This window comes from Paraburkholderia fungorum, assembly GCF_902833645.1.
Lineage (GTDB): Bacteria > Pseudomonadota > Gammaproteobacteria > Burkholderiales > Burkholderiaceae > Paraburkholderia > Paraburkholderia fungorum.
In genome coordinates this window covers 1-25,724 of sequence record NZ_CADFGE010000002.1, presented here as the reverse complement: position 1 = coordinate 25,724, position 25,724 = coordinate 1, and the positions used below count along the sequence as shown (strand labels likewise).

At 61.2% G+C, this 25,724-nt stretch carries 19 protein-coding genes and 2 rRNA genes; 7 read left to right on the top strand and 14 right to left on the bottom strand.

The features are described 5' to 3' along the window. Positions 1–10: 10 nt before the first annotated feature. From HWX91_RS06850 to HWX91_RS06825, 6 genes are all read right to left on the bottom strand, one after another. On the bottom strand, positions 11–1,159 hold the full coding sequence (locus HWX91_RS06850) for a DUF1501 domain-containing protein (RefSeq protein ID WP_028194397.1): 1,149 nt from the start codon (positions 1,157–1,159) through the stop codon (positions 11–13). Between the two features lie 5 nt (positions 1,160–1,164). Further along, a complete protein-coding gene (locus HWX91_RS06845) occupies positions 1,165–2,694 on the bottom strand; it encodes a DUF1800 domain-containing protein (protein ID WP_028194396.1) in 1,530 nt (509 codons plus the stop codon). A gap of 74 nt (positions 2,695–2,768) precedes the next feature. Then, positions 2,769–3,329, bottom strand: coding sequence for a periplasmic heavy metal sensor (locus HWX91_RS06840; protein WP_028194395.1), 561 nt, complete (start codon positions 3,327–3,329; stop codon positions 2,769–2,771). Beyond that, a complete protein-coding gene (locus HWX91_RS06835; protein WP_028194394.1) occupies positions 3,326–3,745 on the bottom strand; it encodes a hypothetical protein in 420 nt (139 codons plus the stop codon). The genes HWX91_RS06840 and HWX91_RS06835 overlap by 4 nt, the downstream gene beginning before the upstream one ends. Beyond that, entirely contained in the window at positions 3,742–4,302 is a 561-nt protein-coding gene (locus tag HWX91_RS06830; RefSeq protein ID WP_028194393.1) for an RNA polymerase sigma factor, read from the bottom strand. Before HWX91_RS06830 ends, HWX91_RS06835 begins: the two co-directional genes overlap by 4 nt. Before the next feature lie 255 nt (positions 4,303–4,557). Next, on the bottom strand, positions 4,558–4,878 hold the full coding sequence (locus HWX91_RS06825) for a YXWGXW repeat-containing protein (protein ID WP_028194391.1): 321 nt from the start codon (positions 4,876–4,878) through the stop codon (positions 4,558–4,560). Positions 4,879–5,255: 377 nt separating this feature from the next. Here HWX91_RS06825 and HWX91_RS06820 point away from each other — a divergent pair, with 377 nt between their 5' ends. From HWX91_RS06820 to HWX91_RS06810, 3 genes are all read left to right on the top strand, one after another. Further along, positions 5,256–7,052, top strand: a complete 1,797-nt coding sequence (locus tag HWX91_RS06820; protein WP_028194390.1) for a phospholipase C — start codon at positions 5,256–5,258, stop codon at positions 7,050–7,052. Between the two features lie 208 nt (positions 7,053–7,260). Then, a complete protein-coding gene (locus HWX91_RS06815; protein WP_028194389.1) occupies positions 7,261–8,709 on the top strand; it encodes a cytochrome-c peroxidase in 1,449 nt (482 codons plus the stop codon). A gap of 108 nt (positions 8,710–8,817) precedes the next feature. After that, a complete protein-coding gene (locus HWX91_RS06810) occupies positions 8,818–9,510 on the top strand; it encodes an HAD family hydrolase (protein ID WP_028194388.1) in 693 nt (230 codons plus the stop codon). Positions 9,511–9,635: 125 nt separating this feature from the next. On the opposite strand, the gene cysS is transcribed toward HWX91_RS06810, so the two are convergent. From cysS to cyoA, 5 genes are all read right to left on the bottom strand, one after another. Next, a complete protein-coding gene (gene cysS / locus HWX91_RS06805; protein ID WP_028194387.1) occupies positions 9,636–11,021 on the bottom strand; it encodes a cysteine--tRNA ligase in 1,386 nt (461 codons plus the stop codon). Between the two features lie 349 nt (positions 11,022–11,370). Continuing rightward, on the bottom strand, positions 11,371–11,727 hold the full coding sequence (gene cyoD / locus HWX91_RS06800) for a cytochrome o ubiquinol oxidase subunit IV (RefSeq protein ID WP_025648131.1): 357 nt from the start codon (positions 11,725–11,727) through the stop codon (positions 11,371–11,373). Beyond that, positions 11,728–12,345, bottom strand: a complete 618-nt coding sequence (gene cyoC / locus HWX91_RS06795; protein ID WP_028194386.1) for a cytochrome o ubiquinol oxidase subunit III — start codon at positions 12,343–12,345, stop codon at positions 11,728–11,730. Continuing rightward, entirely contained in the window at positions 12,345–14,369 is a 2,025-nt protein-coding gene (gene cyoB / locus HWX91_RS06790; protein ID WP_028194385.1) for a cytochrome o ubiquinol oxidase subunit I, read from the bottom strand. The genes cyoC and cyoB overlap by 1 nt, the downstream gene beginning before the upstream one ends. Positions 14,370–14,372: 3 nt before the next feature. Further along, positions 14,373–15,272 carry a ubiquinol oxidase subunit II gene (gene cyoA / locus HWX91_RS06785; RefSeq protein ID WP_025648013.1) on the bottom strand — a complete coding sequence of 300 codons (900 nt, stop codon included), beginning with the start codon at positions 15,270–15,272 and terminating at the stop codon, positions 14,373–14,375. A 178-nt stretch (positions 15,273–15,450) separates the two neighbouring features. Between cyoA and HWX91_RS06780 the strand changes: the two genes are divergently transcribed. Further along, positions 15,451–15,645, top strand: a complete 195-nt coding sequence (locus tag HWX91_RS06780; protein ID WP_028194384.1) for a hypothetical protein — start codon at positions 15,451–15,453, stop codon at positions 15,643–15,645. Here the strand turns inward: HWX91_RS06780 and HWX91_RS06775 are convergent, their stop codons facing one another. Next, positions 15,646–17,199 (bottom strand): complex I subunit 4 family protein, encoded by a 1,554-nt coding sequence (locus HWX91_RS06775; protein ID WP_025648010.1) that lies wholly within the window; start codon positions 17,197–17,199, stop codon positions 15,646–15,648. Between the two features lie 686 nt (positions 17,200–17,885). On the opposite strand from HWX91_RS06775, the gene HWX91_RS06770 reads away from it, so the two are divergent. The 3 genes from HWX91_RS06770 to HWX91_RS06760 are packed head-to-tail and all read left to right on the top strand — an operon-like array spanning position 17,886 to position 22,355. Beyond that, positions 17,886–18,635, top strand: a complete 750-nt coding sequence (locus tag HWX91_RS06770) for an ABC transporter ATP-binding protein (RefSeq protein WP_028194383.1) — start codon at positions 17,886–17,888, stop codon at positions 18,633–18,635. Continuing rightward, positions 18,625–21,195: an FtsX-like permease family protein gene (locus tag HWX91_RS06765; RefSeq protein WP_028194382.1), complete on the top strand. Its 2,571-nt coding sequence runs from the start codon at positions 18,625–18,627 to the stop codon at positions 21,193–21,195. The genes HWX91_RS06770 and HWX91_RS06765 overlap by 11 nt, the downstream gene beginning before the upstream one ends. Continuing rightward, complete coding sequence (locus tag HWX91_RS06760) at positions 21,195–22,355, top strand: lipocalin-like domain-containing protein (protein WP_028194381.1); 1,161 nt, start codon at positions 21,195–21,197, stop codon at positions 22,353–22,355. Before HWX91_RS06765 ends, HWX91_RS06760 begins: the two co-directional genes overlap by 1 nt. Before the next feature lie 83 nt (positions 22,356–22,438). Here HWX91_RS06760 and rrf read toward each other — a convergent pair. Both rrf and HWX91_RS06750 read right to left on the bottom strand, forming a co-directional pair. Beyond that, a 5S ribosomal RNA gene (rrf, locus tag HWX91_RS06755) occupies positions 22,439–22,551 on the bottom strand. A gap of 140 nt (positions 22,552–22,691) precedes the next feature. After that, a 23S ribosomal RNA gene (locus HWX91_RS06750) occupies positions 22,692–25,573 on the bottom strand. Between the last annotated feature and the right edge of the window lie 151 nt (positions 25,574–25,724).

Below are 25,724 nucleotides of genomic sequence, written 5' to 3'. Positions count from 1 at the left end.
AATTTTCAAGTCATGCACGCACGAGCCCGGTAGTTGGCCGCATTCCCGCGTTCTGGCCGAACAACGTGTTCGCCGTACGCTGCGGATCGAGGCCGAGACTTTCGCTGGCGGCACCGGCAATCAGCGCGTCCAGTGACATGGTCGGTTTGAGATCGCGCGCTTCGTAGAGGTCGGAAGGTTTCAGGCCGGGCCAGTCGGCCAGCACGCGTCCGCCCGCTACCGACCCGCCCAGTACCATCGCCACCGAGCCGGTGCCATGATCGGTGCCGCCCGTGCCGTTGACCGCAACAGTCCTGCCGAACTCGGTGGCCACCAACACGGTGGTCTTGTTCCACGCCGGACCCATGCCGTCACGCAGCGCCGCGAGCATCGTATCGAGCGCTTTCAACTGATTGGCAAGACGCGCGTTCTGCGCCGTATGCGTGTCCCAACCGCCGGTTTCGATCATCGCGATCCGTGGACCGTCGTCGCGCGACAGAAAGCCAGCGGCAAGCTTGCCGAGGCTCGCCGGGTCCTGACGCGCACCGGCCTCGCCCGCCAGCCCGCGCGCGGTCATCGCCGATTCCCACAGCGGGCGCAATTGCGCGTCCTGGTCGTACAGTTGCGAGACTCGCATCAGCAGATCGTCAGGCGCCGGCGGCAATCCCGAGGGGGCGTATGACGTCACCGCCGCCTTGCCACGCAGCGCCATCGGCACGGTCGGCGCGAAGGCAATCGCATTCTCGCGCGTGGCCGGCAGCGACGCGACGAGCCGGTTTAGCCAGCCGTCCTTCATCTGATACGGCGCGGTGCCGCCGGTCTCCAGCACGTTCTGCCCGTCGAAGTGCGAGCGGTCGCGGTACGGCGACGCCACTGCGTGGACGAACAGCGCCTGACGATTCGCATACATCGCGGCGGTCTGCACCAGCGCGGGATGCAGCGCGAAGGTGCCGTCGAGCTTTGTCGCGTTGCCGGTATCGATCGCGAGTGCGCCGCGCAGCGACGCGTAGGCGGGTTCCGCATACGGCATGACGATGCTCAGCCCGTCGGCCGCGCCGCGCTGGATGACGAATATGAAGCGGCGCTCGGTTGCGACGCTTGCAAAAGCGATCTGCGGCGACACCAGAATCGCGCCCGCGCCTGCGGCGGCGACGCTCAAAAACTTGCGGCGTGAAAGCATGGCATTCATCTCCGTTGAAAATCCGGCGAAACCAGCAGCAGCGCGATTGCCGTCGACGCGCTATCGGCACGCGACACAGCCGTGGCGGTCGGCGCGCTGAGCGAGCCGGCCAGCAAGGTCTGCCCGAGCGAGCGCGCATCGAGCCGGTCGCCGACCCGGGCCGCGAAACGCTGCGCGACATCGACCCGGCGCACGAGTGCATCGGGCGCCGCCCAGCTCGCGGCAATGTCGTCGTAGCCGGCGGGCGAACCCGGTCGCCATACCGGCTGGCCGAGTTGCGTCAGGATGGGGGCAGTCTGCAGATTGCCGAGGTCCTGCCAGCCGAGCCCGCGCATCGAAGAAATGGTCCACTCCCACGGCGTCTTGAACTTCGTGGCGACGGGCGACCACGCCTGCGGCAGGTCGATCAGCGTCCGGTACACGGTTGGCAGATCGCCGCCGCTGCGCTCGAATGCGCTCGCCAACCGCTCGCTCACTTCAGGCGGCGGATTGTCCGCGACGAAGTGACGGGCGAGCTTGCCGCCGATGTGCTGCGCCGTCGCAGGCGAACTCGCGAGGTCGTGCAGGACCGCCAGGGCCTGCTCTTCTCCGGGCTGGTCATAGCGGCGGCCCATGATGGTTCGCGAGCCCGGCTCGTGCAGCGCGACGCGAAACACGAAGGTGCCAGGGGCCGCGTCCGGTTGCGCGCCAAACCGGCCCCGCTTAGCCGCATTACCGGGATTGCCAGGTTTTCCGGCGAGGCTCCAGCCGGTCAGCGCGCGGGCGAATTCGGTGACGTCGTCCTGGGTATAACCGCTGCGCACACCGAGCGTGTGCAGTTCCATGATTTCGCGCGCGAGGTTCTCATTCAGCCCGCGTTTGACGTTTGGATTGCGCTGCTCGGCGCGCATGGCCGCTACGCTGTCCGGTCCGACCGAGCGCGTCTGGTCGAGAAACAGTTGCATGGCCGGATGACGTTCGACCGCGACCAGCATGTCTTCGAAACGGCCAAGCACGTGCGGCCGGATCGCCTCCGCTTCGAATGAGCCGGCCAGCGCGGCGACGCCGGGTTTTTCCGTGGACACCGCGAAGTGGTTCGCCCAGAAATGAACCAGCCGCTCCACGAAAGGCGTCTGCGTGGTCAGCGCGCTTGCGACACGCGCGTTCACCGAGGCACGGTACATTGCGGCAATCTCGCCGCGCAGCGCTTTTCGTTCGGCTTGCTTAGCAGTTTGGGCTTGCGTGTCTGTTGCAGCTTGTCCGGCGCCTGGCGAGCTCGTCTGCGCATTACCCTGACTGGCGAGCGCACCCTCGCCGACATTCTGCGGATTTTTCCGGGCCAACTGATTCAGCTCCATGCGCTGCTGGATCAGTTCGGTGGACAGCGTCACCGAGTCGGGCTGGTTCGCCCAAGCAGCAGGCCGCGGCTGATACTGTTCGAACTGCGCGAGCAGCCACGCCTTCGGGTCGGCGGGCGGCGTGTCGTCGACACGCGCGCCAAGGCCGAAGCGGTTCAGTGCAATCGCCGCGGCATTCATGTTCGGTGAGGTAGACATACCGTCCTCTTCGGCGTTGGATATTTCTTTAAACGAGCGCAACGATGAAATCCGTCGCGCTCGCCCAGAAATTTTTATCCACCCGAAGCGGCCCCTGATGCTGTACTCGAAGCATCGCTCGAGGTCGGACTGGAGGCCGCCGGCTGCGGCGGTTTTTTCGCATTGGCGGCCGCTTGCGGTTCGCGCCATTGGCCGCGCAGCTTCAGGCTGTCGGCGAATTCGACGCGCTCCTCGGGCGACAGCGTGGCCGCAAAATCCGCCACACTGCCCTCCACTTGCGCGCGCAAGCTGCTGTCCGCTTCACGCGTGCGGGCCAGCGCGGCATCCAGCGCCGCGCGATCGAACTGTGGCGCGGCGAGCAGCCGCAACACTTCGTGTCGCCCTTCGCGGGCATCGCGGGCAAAATCGCGACCCTCGCGGCGCGCTTTCTTCAAGCCGTCGAGAAAGGCCTTCTGACGCTCGGCCGACAGCGTTTCGGCAGCAAAACGCAACGCCGTGCGTTGCTGCGCCTGTACCGGCGTCATCGCGCCATGCGCCGCGAACCATTGATAAGCACCACCGACAATCGCACCCACCAGGAACACGTTAAGCACCAGCGAAGCCACCAGCACGATTTTCCATGACCGGCCGTTCATTCGCCGCTCCAATCGGCAGATGAACCACCGAAGCTCGAGGTTAAATAAGAAGACTCATGCACAGGCGGAGCCGTCCACGTCAACACGAAGAACGACACCGCAAAAGCGCCGGCCACGCCGCCCAGCAGTCCGACGCCCGCCACCGCCGCGCCCGACCACCATAACCGTTTGCGCGGCACACTGGGCCGCCGCGCCGGCGCGCTGCCGATGATGCGCTGCTGCAATGCCGCGCCCGGCGGCTCGACCTTGTCGGACGCGAGCCACGCATCGATGCCGGCCGCGTCCGCCAGCATCGCATCGGCCTCGGCACGGTGCGCAGCGGCCCACGCCTGCCCCGCTGCGCGTTCCTGTTGGGGCCAGCGGCGCGGATCGGCGCCGTAAGCTTCGACGATCTGATGAAATCTTTCGGGCGTCATGATTTGTCCTTGCTAAGGCCGCTGCCGGCCAGTTGGGCGCGCAGATTGCGGCGCGCACGTGCCAGCAGACTTTCCAACGCATCGACCGTGATGCCCATCAGGGCGGCAGCGTCGATGTTCGACATCTCCTGGTAGTAATTGAGCACCAGTGCCTCGCGCTGTCGTGCCGGCAATGCGGCGAGCGCCTCGCGAACGCGCTCGTCCTGGGCGCGCGCTTCGAGGGCGGCATCGGGTAATGCGGCGGGGTCGACTTCGTCGGGCAGGTCGTCGTCGGGGACTTCGCGGCGGCCGCGCAACCGGTCATAGCAAAGATTGAGCGCTACGCGGTGCACCCACGTATCGACCTTCGCCTCACCTTCCCGCCAGCGCGGGGCCTGTTTCCAGATCCGCACGAAGACCTCCTGCGCCACGTCTTCCGCTTCCATGCGATCTCCCAGCATGCGCGTGGCGAGTGCGAGCAGACGCGGCAGCTTGCGCGCGACGAGCGAACGGACGGCGGCCGGGTCCTGCCTGGCAACCCCTTCCAACAGCTCCGCATCAGGATCGCGTTCGCTCAAGGCATGCGGCTCCACAACGCACGCAAAATGCGAAGCGCGGATCGATCGGTTGTGCGCGCACCGTTACGAACAGTGCGCGCCGGGCAGGTGGCAAGGTGCATTGAGCTCAATATACGACGACCGCCGGCCGATAGTAGGCCGGCCGCGCCGGGTAGACGACACAACCGGCGAGTGTAGCGGCCAGCAGAATGATCACAAGCGTTTTCATGGCAACCTTTCCGGTGGGATTACAAAGCGCGCCACGGCGCTCGACGTTCAGGCCCAATGCCCTTCGACCCAGCGCCAGTTCGGGCCGCGCTGCACCCAATGCCCCGGCACCCAGCGATAGCCGGCCCGGACCGGCCGCCAGTGGCCGGGCACCCATACGTAACGGCCATGGTCCCAACGCCAGCGACCCTGATCCCAGACGTAGCCGGCACGCGGCGCCGGCATCACTTCGACGCGCGGCGGCGGCGGCGCCATGGGTGCGACGATCACCGCTTGCGCCAGAGCGGGCACGGTCGTCAGCGCTGCAGCGCACGTGATCCCCGCAGCGAGAACGGAAGTCAGAAGGCGGACCGGTCTGGTCGATGTCATGCTGGTTTCTCCCTTAAGTGCCGAAGCCAGAAGCGGCTGCGTTTCTTCTTGAACGCAACAGCCGGAGAAATCCGTCGTTTTGATTTGCACTGAAAGAAACTCAATGTGGCATACGAGTCGTGACCGGCAGCGCCACCCTCACGGGGCGACTCGCAGAAAGTGGAACGACAGCGAAAGTTATTCAAATGAATGGCAACCGATAGGCAACGTAATGTTCGCGCCCCGAAATCTTAATCAGCCGATGTTTCAATGCGCGCTGTTTCTAGCGGTAAGACGTCTGAGTTGTCCTTCTAACTTTCTAACAATATCCCCAGCGAACATCCACACGTGCATCACTGGAAACGCTGAACGGCGAAGTCGAATCTGGAGCCAGTCACATGTTCCGTAGAACCCTGTTACCCATCCCGTTTGCCGCGATGCTTGCGCTCGCAGCATGCGGCAACAATAGCGTGAGCACGCCGGCGTCCGCGCCGGCTACCGCTTCGACGCCGGCAGCAACCGTATCGGCGCAGGATGCCGTCGCGACGGCTACGCCGATCAAGCACGTGGTGGTGATCTTCGGCGAGAACGTTTCGTTCGACCACTACTTCGCCACCTACCCGCAGGCCTCCAACCCGGTCGGCGAGCCGCAATTCACCGCGGCGGCGGGCACGCCCACGGTCAACAACCTCGCCAGCAACAATCTGATCACCGCGAACCCGAACGCGCTGTCGACCTCGCCGAACACGGCGGGCCGCACGGTCGGCTCCGTGACGGTCGCGGGCCTCGGTCTGCCGCCCGCCGACCTGCTGCCGTTCCGTCTCGATCGTTCGCAAGCCAATACGTCGAGCCAGAACCACGCGTATGCCGCGGAACAGCTCGCGTATAACAACGGCGCGATGGATTCGTTCCCGCTGTTCACGGCGGCCGGTTCGACGATTGCCGGCAGCACCGGCGCGTTTGCCACGAAGGGCCAGGTGCTCGGCTACTTCGACGGCAACACGGTCACGGCAATGTGGAACTACGCGCAGAACTTCGCGATGAACCAGAACGCGTACACGGACACGTACGGTCCGTCGACGCCGGGCGCGATTGAAGTGGTCTCGGGCCAGAACAACGGCGTGGTGGTGACGGGCGGTACCTCGGCCAACGCGATTCCGGATTCGACCGGCGGCTTCACGCTGGTCGGCGACCTGGACCCGACCGGCGACGTCTGCACGATCGCGGCAAAGAGCACGGTGACGGCCGCGATGTCGTCTGCCAACAAGAACATCGGCGACCTGCTGAACGCGAAGGGCCTCACGTGGGGCGGCTTCATGGGCGGCTTCAACCTGAGCACGGTGAACGCCAACAACACCACCGGCTGCTCCCGTTCGACCTTCTCGCAAGTGCTGAACGCGACTAAGCCCGACTACGTGCAGCATCACGCGTGGTTCCAGTACTACGCGAGCACGGCCAACCTCGCGCACACGCGTCCGTCGTCGACGGCGGTGATCGGCATGACCGATCCGCTGGACAACTCGGCTACGCCGGTTCACCACCAGTACGACACCGACGACTTCTTCGCCGCGGTGAAGGCCGGCAACTATCCGTCGGTGAGCTTCCTGAAGGCGCCGGCGGTCGGCGACGGTCACCCGGGCAACTCGGACCCGATCGACGAACAGGCTTTCGTCACGAAGGTGATCAACTTCCTGCAGCAACAGCCTGACTGGAAGAACACCGCCGTGATCATCGCTTACGACGATTCGGACGGTTGGTACGATCACCGCTTCATGGCGCCGAAGAACTCGTCGTTCGATTCGACCACGGCGCAATCCGCGGGCGGCGTGACGGTGGCCGGCACCGACAACCTGAGCGGTACGGGTCAGTGCACGGCAACGGGCGCGGTTCAACCGCAGGGTGTGAATGGCGGCGCGGTGAACGGCCGTTGCGGCCCGGGTACGCGTACGCCGTTTATCGTGGTGTCGCCGTGGGCGAAGGTCAACTACGTCGACGATACGCCGATCACCCAGGCCTCCGTGGTCAAGTTCATCGAGGACAACTGGCTCGGCGGTCAACGCCTTGGCAACGGTTCGTTCGATGCAACCGCCGGCAGCATCATGAACATGTTCAACTTCTCGGGCTCCGGCAACAATCCGACGGTGTATCTGGACCAGAACCTGGGCACCAGGCTGTCGGCGCCGCCGGCGAGCTGAGCGACACGTGTGAATGGCTCTTCTGGTGCGCTTCTGACGGATTCGACCTCAGGTCATGCACGCGTGCTGTTCGTGCGTGACCTGACGAAGCGCGGCACCAGCAGGGTATGAAGCACATCAAGCTGTAGCTGGGCGTCGAGCCAGTGCAAACGTGCTGGCTCGATTTGCTTTTTGATCGAACCCGATCGAATTATTTGTCACTACCGCCATGAATCATCCTTCAGACGCCGCCCTGCCCTCGCACCTGCCTGCCGGCGGTGAGCCGGGTCCCGTCATTACCCGTCGCCCGTGGCTCGGGCTGCTCGTGTGGAGTGCCGCCGGCATCGTGCTTGCGCTCTTCGTGGTTTGCGCGTACGCGCTCGTCTATCCGGAACGGATGCCGCCCGCCGTCGGCGCGATCGTCGAAGAAATCACCGGCGCGAATCCGAATCCGGTTCAACTGATGCGTCCACAAGACGCGCCGCTGAGCGCGGTTGCGCTGCTCGGCAAACAGATTTTTTTCGACGCGTCGCTATCGGCTTCGGGTACGCAATCGTGTGCGTCGTGCCACTCGCCACAGCATTCGTACGCACCGGATAACGCGTTTCCGGTGCAACTGGGCGGCGCGCACATGAATCAGGCCGGCTACCGGCCGCCGCCGTCGCTGGCCTATCTGTATCGCCAGGCTCCGTTCAGCATCGGGCCGGATCAGGGCGATACCGACGTGCCGGTGGATATGACGCAACTGGCCTCGCAGGCCGCCGGCGTACAGCGTGCACAGAAGACGGCGCTCGCCGCGCCGGCCGCTCCGGCAATGGTGCCGCAAGGCGGCCTGTTCTGGGACGGCCGCGCCGATACGCTGCAAATCCAGGCAATCGGTCCGCTGACCAACCCGGTGGAGATGGCCAATGCGACGCAGGAAGATGTCGCGCGCAAGCTGCTGCAAACGAAGTATCTGGACCAGTTCAAACAGATCTTCGGGCCGGGCATCGTCAGCAATCCGAGTCTGCTGATTTCGGAAGCCATGTTCGCAGTGGGACGGTATCAGACCGAGGATCAGTCGTTTCATGCCTTTAACAGCAAGTACGACTACTGGCTCGAAGGCAAGGCGCGCCTGACGCACGCGGAGCTGCATGGCTTGCAGTTGTTCAACGACAAGGACAAGGCTAACTGCGCCGGGTGTCACCTGAGCCAGCCCAGCAAGGACGGTCTGCCGCCGGTGTTTACCGATACGCAGTACGAGGCGCTTGGTGTGCCGCGCAATCCGGCGATTCCCGCCAACAAGGATCCGAAGTTCTTCGATATGGGCGTGTGCGGGCCGTTCCGCGACGACATGAAGACGGAGACGCAGTATTGCGGAATGTTCCTGACGCCGACCCTGCGTAACGTTGCCGAACGCAAGGTGTTCTTCCATAACGGCGTTTATCACGACCTCAAACAGGTCATGGATTTCTACAACCTGCGCAATACGGCGCCCGAGAAGATCTATCCGCGGGATGCGTCGGGCAAGGTACAGAAATACAACGATCTGCCGCCGCAGTACCACGCCAATGTCGACGTCGCCGACGCGCCGTTCGATCGTAAATTCGGCGATCAGCCGGCCATGACGGATCAGGATATTCAGGACATCATTGCGTTTATGAAAACGCTGAGTGACGGGTACAAGCCCGGTTCCTGAGCGCTTACGGGCAACGGTCGCGTAGCGCTTGCATAATGTTTGCGCGGCGCCGCGCGAGCCGGTGAGGTATCCTTGCCGGTTCCGCGACCACTTTCCGTACCCTGCCCGATGGCTGATTTCCCTTTCGACGCCGTACTTTTCGACTGCGACGGCGTGCTCGTCGACTCCGAACCCATCACCAATCGCGTGCTCACCGAAATGCTCGGCGAATTAGGCTGGCAATTGAGCGTCGAAGAGGCGATGCAGATCTTTGTCGGCAAGGCCGTTCGAGATGAAGCCGCACTTATCGAGGCGCGCACGGGTTTCGCAATTACCGCGGACTGGCTCATGCAGTTTCGCGCGCGCCGCAATGAGGCGCTCGATCGCGAACTGGTGGCGATTGACGGCGCGGCCTCGGCCGTGCGCGCGCTTTACGCGACACTCGACGGCCGCATTGCCGTTGCTTCAGGCGCCGATCGCGTCAAGGTCGAGTTGCAACTGGCCAAGGCCGGTATTCTCGACTGCTTCACAGGGCGTATTTCCAGCGGTCACGAAACACCGCGCAACAAGCCCTATCCCGATGTCTATCTCGCCGCAGCCGCAGGCTTAGGTGTAGATCCGCAACGTTGCGCCGTGGTGGACGATACGGTCACGGGCGTGACGGCCGGTGTGGCCGCCGGCGCCACGGTGTTCGGCTACTGCCCGAAAGAATTGAGCCACAGCAGCGCGACTGCGCTGCATGGCGCGGGCGCGGTTCACGTCTTCCGGGACATGGGCGAATTGCCCGCCCTGCTCGCCGAATGGCGCAGCGTGCAGGGCTGAAGCCTCCATTGACCAGGCCGAATGCGCTTGTGCATGACGGTGGAGCGTAATCGCAGTAGACGTGAGGTTGGGCATGACAATGACGTGCGCCCGCGCGACGGGGGACTGCCAACGCGCTCCGCACGTTATTGCGCCTTGTCGAGCCGACGCAGTACCTGCCCGCTCGCGCTGTCCTCCACCTGCCAGCCTTCGGTTTTCAAACGGTCACGCAGACGGTCTGCCGCATTCCAGTCCTTCGCCGCGCGGGCCCTTTCGCGTTCAGCGGCGAGACGCGCGATATCGGCGGGAATCGCCGACACGTCCTCCTTCCAGTCGGCAAGCCGAAGTCCGAGCACGGCGTCGAAGCAATCGACCGTTGCCCGCCGCGTGGCCGCCGGAAGATCGCTTCTCACCAGGTCCCACAGCACGGCGAGCGCACGTGGCAGATTCAGATCCTGATCGACCTCGAGCCTGAAACGATCGACGTACACGTCATCGGGTGTTCCCCCTTCCGGCCATTGCACATACGCGCGGCGCAAACGGTCCAACGCGGATTGCGCGGCATCGAGCGCCTCCATGCTGAAACGCAGGTTGCTGCGGTAATGCGCACTCAGGCACAAGTAACGATACGCAAGCGGATCGATGCCCCGCCCGGTCAACGTCGCGAGGCGCACGAAGTCGCCACCCGACTTCGACATCTTGCCGGCATCCAGCATAAGGAAATGACCGTGCATCCAGAAGTTGGCGAGACGGGTTCCATGGCACGCCAGCGTTTGCGCGATTTCATTGCTGTGATGCACGGCGACGTGATCTTCTCCGCCGCAGTGAATGTCGAACCACGGGCTCAGGTATTTCGCCGACATCGCCGAGCATTCGATATGCCAACCGGGAAAGCCCCGGCCCCATGGACTATCCCATTCCATTTGCCGCACGGTATCCGGGGGGGTGAATTTCCACAGCGCGAAGTCGGTCGCGTGCCGCTTCTCGCCTGGCGCAACGCGTTTGCCCGGTTGCAGCCCCGCTGCATCGAGACGCGCGAGAAAGCCGTAATCGTCCTGCTTGCTCGTGTCGAAGTAAACGCCGTCGGTCGTGCGGTAGGCATAGCCGTTACGCTCGATCGCGGCAATGAAGTCGATCTGTTCGGCTATGTGATCGGTCGCCCGGCACCATAGCGAGGGCTCCAGCAGGTTCAACGCACGCCAGTCGTTCATGAACGCCGCGGTATAGTGTTCCGCGATTGCCCATGCCGACTCGCCGGTGCGCCGGCTGCCCTTCTCCATCTTGTCTTCGCCTTCGTCGGCATCGGAGACCAGATGACCCACGTCGGTGATATTGACAACGTGCCGCACGCTGTAGCCGTTCAATGCCAATGCGCGTCGCAGCACGTCTTCGAAGATGTAGGTCCGCAGATTGCCGATATGCGCGTGGTCGTACACGGTAGGGCCGCAGCAATACAGACCGACGTGGTCCGCCCGGATCGGCGAGAAAGCGCGCAAGGTGCGCGACCAGGTGTCGTACAGGACGAGCGACATGTGAACTCCCGTGGTGTTAAACGCGAAAAAATGCGGAGCAGAACGGCCAAAACAAAAAAGCCAAAACAAAAAAGCCACCGGTCTAGTGACGGGTGGCCTCAGGGATACGGACGATACAGATCGACTCGCTAGACGCGGGCTCCCCTTGGCAGGCTGCAACAGCATGCGTGCAAAGAATGCGAACGGGAATGGATAGAAGCGATCATGGAAACGATGCTACCGTGTGTTTCGAGGCGGGTCAATTGCGAATCGCCGGATAGTGCCGGCATGGCATGTCCTGGGCGCAGATGAAAAAACCCCGCAAGACTTTCGCCTTGCGGGGTTTCTCTTGATCCGCTGCGTTATCCGCCTAGCGGGACATCATGTGCATGCTGACGTTATGCATGATCCACAACGAGCCGACGATCAGAATCACGGCCGTCAGTACGGTGAAGCCGAACGCCATGATGTTCCAGCGCTGTGCCGACGAGGCATTCATGTGCAGGAAGAAAATCAGGTGCACGACGATCTGCACGAATGCGAGGCCCGCGATCGCCAGCAACGCGTTCTCGCCCGTCAACGTGCCGGTCAGCACGAGGCCGAATGCGGCCGCCGTCAATACGACTGACAGAATGAAACCCACCGTATAGCTGCCGAAGCTGCCGTGACTTTCGCCGCTATGACCTTCGTCCGGATGTGCCAGGTGTGAGTGATGGCTATGGTCCATTTAGATCACGCTCGCAAGGTAGACAAAGGTGAAGACGCCAATCCACACGACGTCCAGAAAGTGCCAGAAAAGGCTCAGGCACGTCAGGCGGATCATGTCGCGCTCGGTCAGATCGCGATGTCCCATCACCTGCACGGCGAGCACCGCCATCCAGAGCAGGCCGAACGTCACGTGCAGACCGTGCGTGCCGACCAGCGTGAAGAACGACGACAGGAACGCGCTACGGCTCGGGCCCGCGCCTTGGGCGATCAGATGCGAGAACTCGCGCATTTCCAGCACCAGAAACGCGAGGCCCAGCAGGAACGTCACGCCGAGCCAGAACAGCAGCACGCCCTTCCTGTTCTTGTGCGCACCCAGCATCGCGAAACCATACGTGATGCTGCTCAGCAGCAGCATCGACGTTTCGAGCGCGACGCCCGGGATCTCGAACAGATCCTTACCGGTCGGACCACCCGCGAACTGGTGCTGCATCACCGCGAACACCGCGAACAGCGACGCGAAGATGATGCAGTCCGTCATCAGGTACAGCCAGAAGCCGAATACCGAATGCGACGGCGGGTGATCGGCATGATGCGCATCGTGATGATGCAGGCCCGCCGCAAGAGTGTTGTTTGACATCAATCCACCTCCAACGCGACCTGCGCATCGGCGCCGGAGCGTTTTTCTTCAATCGCGACCTGCGCACCGGCGCCGGAGCGTTGTTGTTCAATCGCCGCTACCGTGGCAGCCGGGATGTAAAAGCCTTCGTTCTTCTGGAAGCTGTAAATGATCACAGTAGCGATCGAACCGACCAGACCGACAATCGCGAGCCACCAGATGTGCCACACGGCGGCAAAACCCAGCACCAGCGAGAACATCGCCACAACCAGACCCGCGGACGTGTTCGACGGCATGTGAATGTCGCGATACACCGGCTTCGGTTGATTCTTGCGCGACTTCATTTCAGCGAAGGCGTCCAGTTCACGCACGTCCGGAATGATCGCGAAGTTGTACGACGCGGGCGGCGAGCTCGTTGCCCATTCCAGCGTGTGACCGTCCCACGGATCGCCCGTCACGTCGCGGTTTTTCGCCAGGTTGCGATCGCGGATGCTGACGACCAGTTGCACCACCTGGCAAGCGATACCGATGGCGATCAGCACAGCGCCGACCCATGCGAACATCAGCCACGGATGCCAATCCGGATTGTCGTAGTGATTCAGACGACGCGTCATGCCCATGAAGCCCAGCACGTACAACGGCGTGAATGCGACCCAGAAACCGATCTGCCAGAACCAGAACGACGCCTTGCCCCACTTCTCATTCAGCTTGAAGCCGAAGGCCTTCGGGAACCAGTAGTTGAATCCGGCGAGGTAGCCGAACAGCACGCCACCAATAATCACGTTGTGGAAGTGAGCGATCAGGAACAGGCTGTTGTGCAGGACAAAGTCCGCGCCTGGAATCGCCATCATCACGCCGGTCATACCGCCGATCGTGAAAGTGACCATGAAGCCGAGGGTCCACAGGATCGGCGTCGTGAATTGCAGACGGCCCTTGTAGATCGTGAACAGCCAGTTGAACACCTTCACGCCGGTCGGAATCGCAATGACCATGGTCGCGATACCGAAGAACGCATTGACGTCGGCGCCCGAACCCATCGTGAAGAAGTGGTGCAGCCACACGAGGAACGACAGCACCATGATCGCGCAGGTTGCCCACACCATCGTCTTGTAGCCGAACAGCGGCTTCCTGGCGAACGTCGCCACGACTTCCGAGAAGATACCGAACGCCGGCAGGATCAGGATGTACACCTCAGGGTGACCCCATGCCCAGATCAGGTTCAGGTACAGCATGGCGTTACCGCCGCCGTCGTTCGTGAAGAAGTGCATGCCGAGGTAGCGGTCCAGACCGAGCAGCGCGAGCGTGACGGTCAGGATCGGGAACGCGGCCATGATCAGTACGTTCGTGCACAGGGCGGTCCACGTGAACACCGGCATCTTCATCCAGGTCATGCCCGGGGCGCGCATCTTCACGATGGTCACGAAGAAGTTCACGCCGGTCAGCAATGTGCCGATACCGGATAGCTGCAGACTCCACAGGTAATAATCGACCCCGACACCCGGACTGAACTGCAATTCGGACAGTGGCGGATAAGCCAGCCAGCCCGTTTGCGCGAATTCACCGATCACCAGCGAGATGTTGATCAGGATCGCGCTGATCGCGGTCATCCAGAAGCTCAACGAGTTGAGGAACGGAAACGCCACGTCGCGGGCGCCGATCTGCAACGGCACGATGATGTTCATCAGGCCGACCATGAACGCCATCGCCATGAAGAAAATCATGATGACGCCGTGCGCGGTAAAGATCTGGTCGTAATGATGCGGCGGCAGGAAACCTGGCGCGTTATACGACAGCGCTAGCTGGGTACGCATCATGATCGCGTCCGCAAAGCCGCGGAACAGCATGATGAGCGCAACCACGATGTACATCACGCCCAGCTTCTTGTGGTCGACCGAGGTGAGCCATTCGGTCCACAGGTAGCGCCATTTGCCGAAATAGGTGATCAGGCCCAGAACGAGCGCACCGCCGAGGGCGATCCCGGCAGCCGTCACCATGATAATCGGCTCGTGGTACGGAATCGAGTCTAGTGAGAGTTTTCCGAACATGCGTTACCCCTTACCCTTTGGCGCACAGTTAGCGTCTTTCATGTTGTCGAGGACGTTACCGTTGTTGTATCGGGCAACGATGTTGTGAAAGAGCTTTGGATCGACCGACGAGAAGTACCGCACCGGCTCCTTCTCGGTAGGCGCCGATACCGCGTGATAGCGGTCCATGTCGAGACGGTCGGACGAGGCGCGTACCTTGGCGACCCACGCATTGAACTCTTCAGGCGAGGTGGCGAGCGCGCGGAACTTCATGTCCGAAAATCCCCGGCCGCTGAAGTTCGCCGCAGTGCCCGCGTAATTGCCGGCTTCGTCGGCGATCAGATGCAGACGCGTTTGCATACCCGCCATCGCGTAGATCTGGCCGCCGAGTTGCGGAATGAAGAAGGAGTTCATCACCGTGTCGGACGTGATGACGAAGTTGACCGGCGTGCCGACCGGGAACGCCAACTGGTTCACCGAGGCAATGCCGAGGTCGGGATAGATGAAGAGCCACTTCCAGTCGAGCGCGACGACTTCGACGTTGATCGGCTTCACCTGCGACTCGAGCGGCTTGTACGGATCGAGCTCGTGCGTGCTCTTCCACGTCAGCACGGCGAGAAACAGAATGATCAGCGTCGGGATCGTCCAGATGGCGATTTCGATACCGGTCGAATGCACCCAGCCCGGTCGGTATTCGGCATTTTTGTTCGAAGCGCGGTAGCGCCATGCGAACAGCAGCGTGAGCGCGATAACCGGAACCACCACGATCAGCATGGCCCAGGTCGACGTCGCAATCAGCTCACGTTCGGCCAGCCCCACACTCCCCTTCGGATTCAAAATATCGAGGTTGCTGCAACCCGAGAGCAACAACACGAGGCCGGTGGAAAGGAAACTTGTCGACCCTCGCAGAGTCTTTCCTTTCATATCCATTGCCTTCTTTCTACGACTTCAACGAACGTCATTCGACCGCTCTCCTTTTTATAAGCGATCGCATAATAAGGGGTCGTCGAACGGATATAAACACACAGTTTTGCAACAATCTATTGCGTCGCAACACCGCGCGACATGTTGTCGCATGCCTGAATGCGCGTGATGGTCCGCTGTGCTCAATCACACGCTACCGGCGGAGCCGCCGGATCACGAAAGTCCCTTTAAACAAGCGATAAAACGCAGCACGATCTGGATGATCGTGCTGCGTCGGATGCTCGGAAAAGGACGTTTATCGGAGCGAAAATCGCGTCAGGAAAAGGCCGCATTCATGCAACGAATGCTGCACCTGCTCAACGCTTCGCGCTGATCAGCCTGGCGTGCGTGCCGCCACCGTTGCGGGCGCCGCCGCCTGCAGATGTTCGCCACCGTCAACCGGTACGGAATCCGAAGGATGTGCGCTCCGTTCCGATTGAGCCAGCAGCGTCCCGACCGACGGATCGATCGCATCGGTGAACGGCTTCGGATTGATACCGATGGCCAGCACCAGCAAAGCCATCGCGCCGAGCAGCACGAACTCGCGCTTGCCGAGGTCCTGCAGCTTCGCGACACGTGCGTTGGCAATCGCGCCGAAAATCACGCGTTTGTACATCCACAGCGTGTAGGCCGCGCTCAGGACCAACGTCGTGGCCGCGATTGCGCCGATCCAGAAATTGAAACGGATCGCCCCCATCAACACCATGAATTCGCCGACAAAACCCGAGGTCCCCGGCAGGCCGATATTGGCCATCGAGAACAGCATCACGAAGGCGGCGAAGCGCGGCATGGTATTGGCGACGCCACCGTATTCCGCAATCGAAGCGGTCTTGGTGCGGTCGTAGAGCATGCCCGTGCACAGCAGCATCGCGCCGGAAACCACGCCGTACGACAGCATCTGCACGATTGCACCCGCCTGGCCGATGCGGTTGAAGACGAACAGGCCAAGCGTCACGAGCCCCATGTGGGCGATCGTCGAATATGCGAGCAGGCGGCGCATGTCGGTCTGCACGAGCGCCAGCAGGCTCGAATAGATCACCGCCACCAGCGAGAGCGTGATCATCATCGGCGCGAAGAAGTGGCTCGCCTGCGGCGCGATCGGCAACGCGAAACGCAGCAGACCGTAACCGCCCAGCTTGAGCATGCCGATCATCACGGCGGCGCCGGTCGGGCCGTCGAGGTGGACGTCCGGCAGCCACGTATGCAGCGGCCACATCGGCACCTTGACGCCAAACGCGGCCAGGAAACCGAGGAACACCAGCACCTGCGCCCAGGTGCCCAGATGCGTTTCGCGCCACAACGCGAGATCGAAGCTGTGCGTCTGGCTGTACAGGTACAGCATCGACATCAGCATCATCAGCGAGCCGAGGAACGAGACAAAGAAGAACTTCACCGCGGCATACGAGCGGTTCGAATTGCCCCACGTTCCGATCAGCAGGTACAGCGGAATCAGCGTCGCTTCGAACGAGATGAAGAACAGCATGCCGTCCATCGACGTGAAGACGCCCTGCATGAAACCCGACAGCATCAGGAAGGAGCCGAAGTACTGCGCGGTACGCTCGGTGATCGACTCCCATGAAGCGACCACGATGATGATCGTGGTCAGCGCGGTCAGCGCGACGAGCCACAGCGAAATCCCGTCCACGCCCACATGCCATGCGATGTCCAACGTAGGCGACCAGCGAACGTTCTCGACGAACTGCATCGACGTCACGTCGTTGCGGAAGTTCGACACGAGCGGGATCACCGGCAGGAAGCCGGCAATCGCGCCGATCAGCGCGAGCCATCGCGTGCGACTACGTGCCGCGTCAGATCCGGCACGCAAAACCACCAGGCCGGCGACAATAGGGATCCAGATGAGTAGGCTAAGAAGCGGAGGCAATGGCATGTGTTCTGTTGAAAACTTGAAATACAAAACGCCGCTCCAACGCCTTCGAAAACGAAAGCATTGAAATGGATCTGTAGGCTGGATTTCGCTGAATTTGACGCCGAAGCGGTGCTGCCCGCTTCGCGTTTACCCGCAGTCGAATGACCAAGGGTGGGAGATTACCAAGATAAGAATACTTTTGCAGCGCAACAACGCTGCAACGCCCTTGGCAATGCATTGTTGTCACGTCCACGCTTGCGAAATAGCGAAAAATGTGCAGACGCACAAATTCGCCCCAACAGGTTATCGCCCATGCTTTTTGCATGCAGAAGAAAGCAATAGCCCGCCAATTAAGCACTCTTGCAGGAATGCTTTCCCGCGAGGCTTGCACCGGAATAGTTCATGCAGGCGCAGAACATGCCTTCGGGCCTGATTTCGGGCTGCCGGCAAAAATTTAGCGCGGTCGCGAACAGAAATTTTTTTTGATCCGGCACTCTAAAGAAACACCGGTATGCGCTCAAAAATGCCTGCACGGCCGACTCGCCCGCCTGCTTTCAGACAGGTATCAGGCGATGGCAACGTAGCCTGCGAGCCTTACAGAACCCGCATATACTTCGGCGGTTCAGGGGCCGGCATACGTGCGCATTAGCGCAGTTTCTTCGCACGGCTCGATGCCGCCCTCGCCGGCCAGACCTATCGGATACCGCATGCTGCTTTATGATGAAGGTGTCGTTCCCGCGCTCGAATGCCGCGAACTCGGCAAGACCTACGGCGCCGGCCGCGTTGTGCTGGCGCACCTCGATTTCAAGCTCGCGCCGGGTGAATTCGTCGCGATCATGGGAGACTCAGGCGTCGGCAAATCGACGTTGCTCAATCTGATTGCGGGCTTGGACAGCGCGGATAGCGGCGACGTGATCATCGACGGCAGCACGGTCTCGCAGCTGGATGACAACGCGGCAACGCGGTTGCGCCGGCAAAAGCTGGGCTTCGTGTTTCAGGCGTTCCACGTATTGCCCCATCTCACGTTGGCGCAGAACGTCGCGCTGCCACTACTGCTAAACGACCTGCCCACGGCCGGCGCGCTCGATATGCTCGCGGCCGTCGGCCTGGGCGGCCGTGGCGATGATTTTCCGCGGCAGTTGTCGGGCGGCGAGTTGCAGCGTGTCGCCATTGCGCGGGCGCTCGTGCATCATCCGAAACTGATTCTCGCCGACGAACCCACCGGCAATCTCGACCCCGATACCGCCCACGACGTGCTCGGCCTGTTCCGCGCGCAAAGCAAAGCCACCGGTGCGGCCACTATCATGGTCACGCACTCGGAAGCAGCCGCGGCCGTCGCAGACCGCATCCTGATTCTGAGCGACGGTGGTTTGCACGCGTCACCGGGACGCAACACCGTTTCCGGCTCGCCACCCGCTATTCGATCCACTGCGCGTTCAGCCGACGATGCACGCTGATCCACGCCCGCTACAGCGAATTCGAGGCCATCGCCTGCTCGCGCGCTGGCTGTTGAGCGCCGAGTGGCGCAGTCATCGCGGCCGCGCCCTGGTTGCAATTGCAACGATCGCGCTCGGTGTCGCGCTGGGCTATGCCGTTCAGTTGATCAACAGCGCGGCCTTCAATGAATTCTCGGCGGCGGCCCGTAGTCTCTCGGGCGAGGCCGATCTGCAGGTGCGCGGCGCCCAGCCCTTGATCGACGAGTCCATCTATCCGCGCCTGTCGACCGAGCCGGGTGTCGCGCTGGCGAGTCCAGTACTCGCTCTCGATGTCACCGTGCCGGATCGGAATGCCGCGCTGCCCGTGCTCGGCATCGACGTGTTCAAGGCAAGCCGCATTGCGCCGGAACTGATCGGCGTGCCGGCGCCGGAGCGGCCGTTCGATACGCTCGCCGCCAATACGGTGTTTCTTTCGACCGCGGCGCAGCAGTGGTTGAAGGTGAAGATCGGCGATGACGTGGCACTGCAAAGCGGCACATCGATCGTGCACTTGCGCGTGGCCGGCGGTCTCGTGAGAACCCGGCCTGGGCAGCGGCTCGCAGTGATGGACATTGCCGCCGCGCAGTGGCAGTTCGGCAAGGTCGGCAAGCTGTCGCGTGTCGACGTGCAACTCGAACGCGGTGTCGATCGCGAACGCTTCAAGCGTGATCTGCAGGCGCGACTCGGCAACCGGTGGGTGATCGCCGAAACACGCGATGCCGAAAGCCGCACCGATCGTCTGTCGCGCGCTTATCGGATCAACATGAATGTGCTCGCACTGGTGGCGCTTTTCACTGGCGCGTTCCTCGTGTTTTCGACGCAGGCGCTAGGTGTCGTGCGGCGCCGCGCGCAGTTTGCGATGCTGCGGGTGCTTGGCTTGACGCGTGGTCAGTTGCTGCGTCAGATCCTGATGGAAGGCGCGCTGCTCGGCCTGCTCGGTTCACTGTCCGGGCTTGCGCTCGGCTATGCGCTGGCGAGCGGCGCGTTGCGCTTTTTCGGCAGCGATCTGGGTGGCGGCTACTTTCCCGGCGTGCAACCGCACGTCGGCTTCGAGCCGCTGGCGAGCGCACTGTTTCTGACGCTCGGCGTCGCCGTGTCGGTATTGGGCAGTCTTGCCCCCGCGTTGGAGGCAGCGCATGCGCGGCCTGCGGCGGCGCTCAAAGCCGGCGCCGAAGAAGGCGCCCTGGCGCAACTGGCTACGCCGTGGCCCGCGCTGGGTTGTCTGCTGGTTGCCGGCGCTCTCACGCAGGCGCCGCCTCTGTTCGACATGCCGATCGGCGGCTATCTGGCCGTCGCTCTACTACTGATCGGTGGGATTGCGCTGATGCCGCGCGTGACCGCTTCGATCTTTGGTGCAGCGAACCGTGCGCTTGGCGCGCGGCGTCGCGCCAGCGCGGCGAACACTTTGGCATTGGCGCGTCTCGCGAATGCGCCGGGCCACGCATCGATCGCAATGGGCGGCGTGCTGTCGAGCTTTGCGCTGATCGTCGCGATGGCCATCATGGTGGCCAGCTTCCGCGTTTCTGTCGAAGACTGGTTAGGCCACCTGCTCTCCGCCGATCTGTACGTTCGCGTGGCGCCGAATGGCGATACCGGTGGCTTGCGCCCCGACGAACAGGCACTGCTGGCCAGTGTGCCCGGCATCAAGACCGCCGCGTTCGCGCGCTTCTCGCATCTCACGCTCGATCCGGCACGCCCCGAGGTCGCCCTGCTCGCGCGTAAAATCGATGCCGCCGATCCGGGCGCGAATCTGCAGATGACCGGAGCGGTATTGCCGCCCTCCCAACTTCACGACGGAGAAACACCTGTTTGGGTCTCCGAAGCAATGGTCGATCTGTATGGATATAAGCTTGGCCAGCGCTTGCAGTTGCCACTCGGCGAGCGCGGCCACGTGTTTGTCGTGGCCGGCATCTGGCGTGATTACGCGCGCCAGACGGGCGCAATCCAGATACGGCTTCCGGATTACCGGCGCCTGACCGGCGACACGAACGCGACGGATGTGGCTGTCACGGTTCTACCGGGGACGAGTGTCGAACGTGTGATGAGCGGCCTGCGTGCACTGCCCTTCGGTGCATCGCTGGAGCTGTCGCAGCCGGGTGAAATTCGCGCGCATACGCTGGTAATTTTCGATCGAAGTTTCGCCGTCACTTATCTTCTCGAGGGCGTCGCGATCGTCATCGGCCTGTTCGGCGTGGCGGCGACGTTTTCCGCGCAGACGCTCGCACGGGCCCGCGAGTTCGGCATGCTGCGACACGTAGGTGTCACCCGCTCGCAGGTTCTCGCGATCCTTGCACTTGAAGGCGGCATGCTCACCGCTTGTGGTATCGCAATGGGGTTTGTGCTTGGATTCGCGATCAGTCTGATCCTCGTATTCGTCGTCAATCCGCAGTCGTTTCATTGGAGCATGTCATTACACGTTCCATGGACCGTGCTCGGCACGGTCGCGCTGGTGATGCTGGCCTCGTCGTGTTCGACGGCGGTGATTGCGGGACGCGGCGCGGTATCGGTGGATGCGGTGCGCGCGGTGAAGGAGGATTGGTGATGAAGGGATTGCCGCGTGCGATGACGGTTCGCGTTGTGAGTGCGCGGCGGCCAAGCGCCAAGGCGCGCGCCGCATTGCTTTGCATGGGCTTTCTTGCCATCGCGCCGGCATTCGCCGCGGCACCCGCGTTCACTGCGGTCACGCCGGATCATCCGATCGTCTTTCCGCAAGACACCGGCGCACACCCGGCTTTTCGCACCGAATGGTGGTACGCAACCGGCTGGCTCACTACGCCGGACAACCGGCCGCTCGGTTTCCAGATCACCTTCTTTCGCTCGGCAACCGGCCACGACCCCGCCGATCCGAGTGCGTTCGCGCCGACGCAATTGATCATTGCGCATGCCGCGTTGAGCGATCCCGCACTCGGCCATCTTGCCCACGATCAGCGCATTGCCCGCCAGGGCTTCGGATTGGCGTATGCAAAGCCGGACAATACCGATGTCAAACTCGACGCTTGGAAAATCATCCGTGCCGGTGACGGCCACTACGACGTTACAGCGGACGCTAACGGATTCGCGCTGCACCTCGCGTTGACGCCGACACAGCCACCGCTAATCCAGGGTGAGCGGGGCTATTCCCGAAAAGGCCCGCGGCCCGAGCAGGCGAGCTACTACTACAGCGAGCCTCAATTGCGCGTGACCGGCAACGTCGTTCGACCGGTTGCGGCAGGCAGCAAATCGACAGGGGAAACGGTCGTGACCGGCGCGGCGTGGCTCGATCACGAATGGTCGAGCACGCTGCTCGATAGCGACGCAGTCGGATGGGATTGGCTCGGCGCCAATTTGACGGATGGTTCGGCCTTGATGGCTTTCAAGGTTCGCAGTCGCGACGAACATGCGATATGGGCGCATGCAGCACTCAGAAATCGCGATGGCCGAATGACGACATTCAATCAGAATCAGGTCGACTTCATTCCGGTTCGCACATGGAGATCGCCACGCACGAACACGTCTTATCCCGTCTCGATGACGGTCAAGACCGGCGAGCTTACATGGCGCCTCGATCCATTGATGGACGATCAGGAACTTGATTCGCGCGAGTCGACCGGCGCGGTGTACTGGGAAGGTGCAGTGCGGGTGAGCCGCGACGGTGCGGACGTGGGCCGTGCGTATCTGGAACTGACGGGTTACGCAAACGCGCTGCGGATCGGCAAGGAGTGAGCGGCGTGCCTGCCGGAATTTCCGGTGTGCGTAAACGCAGAAACCCCACCTTTGTGGGGTGGGGTTTCTGATGCTGCAGGGGAGCCTGACGATTACCTACTTTCACACGGGAATCCGCACTATCATCGGCGTGGAGTCGTTTCACGGTCCTGTTCGGGATGGGAAGGGGTGGGACCGACTCGCTATGGTCATCAGGCATGACTTGTTGTCGTNACAACCAATCTGGAAGAAGTAGTTTCTGGTGATGCTCACCAGAGGGAGATTCGGCGGGTTGTGTTGTTTCTGGCACAACACTGATCTCAACCGTGTGTGATCTGCATAAGACACACCTGTTATAGGATCAAGCCTTACGGGCAATTAGTATCAGTTAGCTTAACGCATTACTGCGCTTCCACACCTGACCTATCAACGTCCTGGTCTTGAACGACCCTTCAAGGGGCTCGAAGCCCCGGGGATATCTCATCTTAAGGCGAGTTTCCCGCTTAGATGCTTTCAGCGGTTATCTCTTCCGAACATAGCTACCCGGCGATGCCACTGGCGTGACAACCGGTACACCAGAGGTTCGTCCACTCCGGTCCTCTCGTACTAGGAGCAGCCCCCTTCAAATATCCAGCGCCCACGGCAGATAGGGACCAAACTGTCTCACGACGTTTTAAACCCAGCTCACGTACCTCTTTAAATGGCGAACAGCCATACCCTTGGGACCGGCTACAGCCCCAGGATGAGATGAGCCGACATCGAGGTGCCAAACACCGCCGTCGATATGAACTCTTGGGCGGTATCAGCCTGTTATCCCCAGAGTACCTTTTATCCGTTGAGCGATGGCCCTTCCATACAGAACCACCGGATCACTATGACCTGCTTTCGCACCTGCTCGACTTGTCGGTCTCGCAGTTAAGCACGCTTATGCCATTGCACTATCAGCACGATTTCCGACCGTACCTAGCGTACCTTCGTACTCCTCCGTTACACTTTGGGAGGAGACCGCCCCAGTCAAACTGCCTACCATGCACTGTCCCCGATCCGGATTACGGACCAAGGTTAGAACCTCAAACAAACCAGGGTGGTATTTCAAGGACGGCTCCACGCAGACTGGCGTCCACGCTTCATAGCCTCCCACCTATCCTACACAGATCGGTTCAAAGTCCAATGCAAAGCTACAGTAAAGGTTCATGGGGTCTTTCCGTCTAGCCGCGGGGAGATTGCATCATCACAAACACTTCAACTTCGCTGAGTCTCGGGAGGAGACAGTGTGGCCATCGTTACGCCATTCGTGCAGGTCGGAACTTACCCGACAAGGAATTTCGCTACCTTAGGACCGTTATAGTTACGGCCGCCGTTTACCGGGACTTCAATCAAGAGCTTGCACCCCATCATTTAATCTTCCGGCACCGGGCAGGCGTCACACCCTATACGTCCACTTTCGTGTTTGCAGAGTGCTGTGTTTTTATTAAACAGTCGCAGCCACCAGTTTATTGCAACCCCTTCACCCTCTGCCCGCAGGGGCATCAAGCTACAGGGGCGTACCTTATCCCGAAGTTACGGTACCAATTTGCCGAGTTCCTTCTCCCGAGTTCTCTCAAGCGCCTTAGAATACTCATCTCGCCCACCTGTGTCGGTTTGCGGTACGGTCCTGTTAAACTGAAGCTTAGAGGCTTTTCTTGGAACCACTTCCGATTGCTTCGTCGCCTAAGCGACTGGCCTCGCACCCTTGAATTCCGCGCCCGGATTTGCCTGAGCGCCTTCTCCAATGCAAGGACCGGGACTTCCAACACCCGGACAACCTTCCGCGATCCGTCCCCCCATCGCATTTAACAATGGTGCAGGAATATTAACCTGCTTCCCATCAGCTACGCATTTCTGCCTCGCCTTAGGGGCCGACTCACCCTACGCCGATGAACGTTGCGTAGGAAACCTTGGGCTTACGGCGAGGGGGCCTTTCACCCCCTTTATCGCTACTCATGTCAGCATTCGCACTTCCGATACCTCCAGCACACTTTTCAATGCACCTTCGCAGGCTTACGGAACGCTCTCCTACCATGCACATAAATGTGCATCCGCAGCTTCGGTATATTGCTTAGCCCCGTTACATCTTCCGCGCAGGACGACTCGATCAGTGAGCTATTACGCTTTCTTTAAAGGATGGCTGCTTCTAAGCCAACCTCCTGACTGTTTTAGCCTTCCCACTTCGTTTCCCACTTAGCAATATTTGGGGACCTTAGCTGGCGGTCTGGGTTGTTTCCCTCTTGACACCGGACGTTAGCACCCGATGTCTGTCTCCCGTGATTGCACTCTTCGGTATTCGGAGTTTGCTATGGCGTAGTAATCCGCAATGGACCCCACAACCATGACAGTGCTCTACCCCCGAAGGTGATACACGAGGCACTACCTAAATAGTTTTCGGAGAGAACCAGCTATTTCCAGGTTTGTTTAGCCTTTCACCCCTATCCACAGCTCATCCCCTAACTTTTCAACGTTAGTGGGTTCGGACCTCCAGTACGTGTTACCGCACCTTCATCCTGGCCATGGATAGATCACCTGGTTTCGGGTCTACACCCAGCGACTGAATCGCCCTGTTCGGACTCGCTTTCGCTACGCCTGCCCTAATCGGTTAAGCTTGCCACTGAATGTAAGTCGCTGACCCATTATACAAAAGGTACGCCGTCACCCCTTCGCAGAGGCTCCGACTGTTTGTATGCATGCGGTTTCAGGATCTGTTTCACTCCCCTCCCGGGGTTCTTTTCGCCTTTCCCTCACGGTACTGGTTCACTATCGGTCGATCACGAGTATTTAGCCTTGGAGGATGGTCCCCCCATCTTCAGACAGGATTTCACGTGTCCCGCCCTACTTTCCGTACACCTAGTTCTTCCCCGCTGTTTTCGTCTACAGGGCTATCACCTGCTATGGCGGCACTTTCCAGAGCCTTCGACTAACAATGAAGATAAAGAGTACAGGCTGGTCCCATTTCGCTCGCCACTACTCTGGGAATCTCGGTTGATTTCTTTTCCTGCGGTTACTTAGATGTTTCAGTTCACCGCGTTCGCTTCACGTAACCTATGTATTCAGTTACGGATGACCCATACGGGCCGGGTTTCCCCATTCGGATATCGGAGGATCAAAGCTCGTTTGCCAGCTCCCCTCCGCTTTTCGCAGGCTACCGCGTCCTTCATCGCCTGTGATCGCCAAGGCATCCACCACATGCACTTGTTCGCTTGACCCTATAACGGGTGTGTCTCGGTCGTATTCACTGGGAATACGACGTGGTTCACATCGTTACAGGTTGAGTATTCGTGTTGCGCCGTATTCCAAAGCAATCTTTCGATCACCTTTTCATACATTGATACAATCACAACCCTGATTCACCTACTC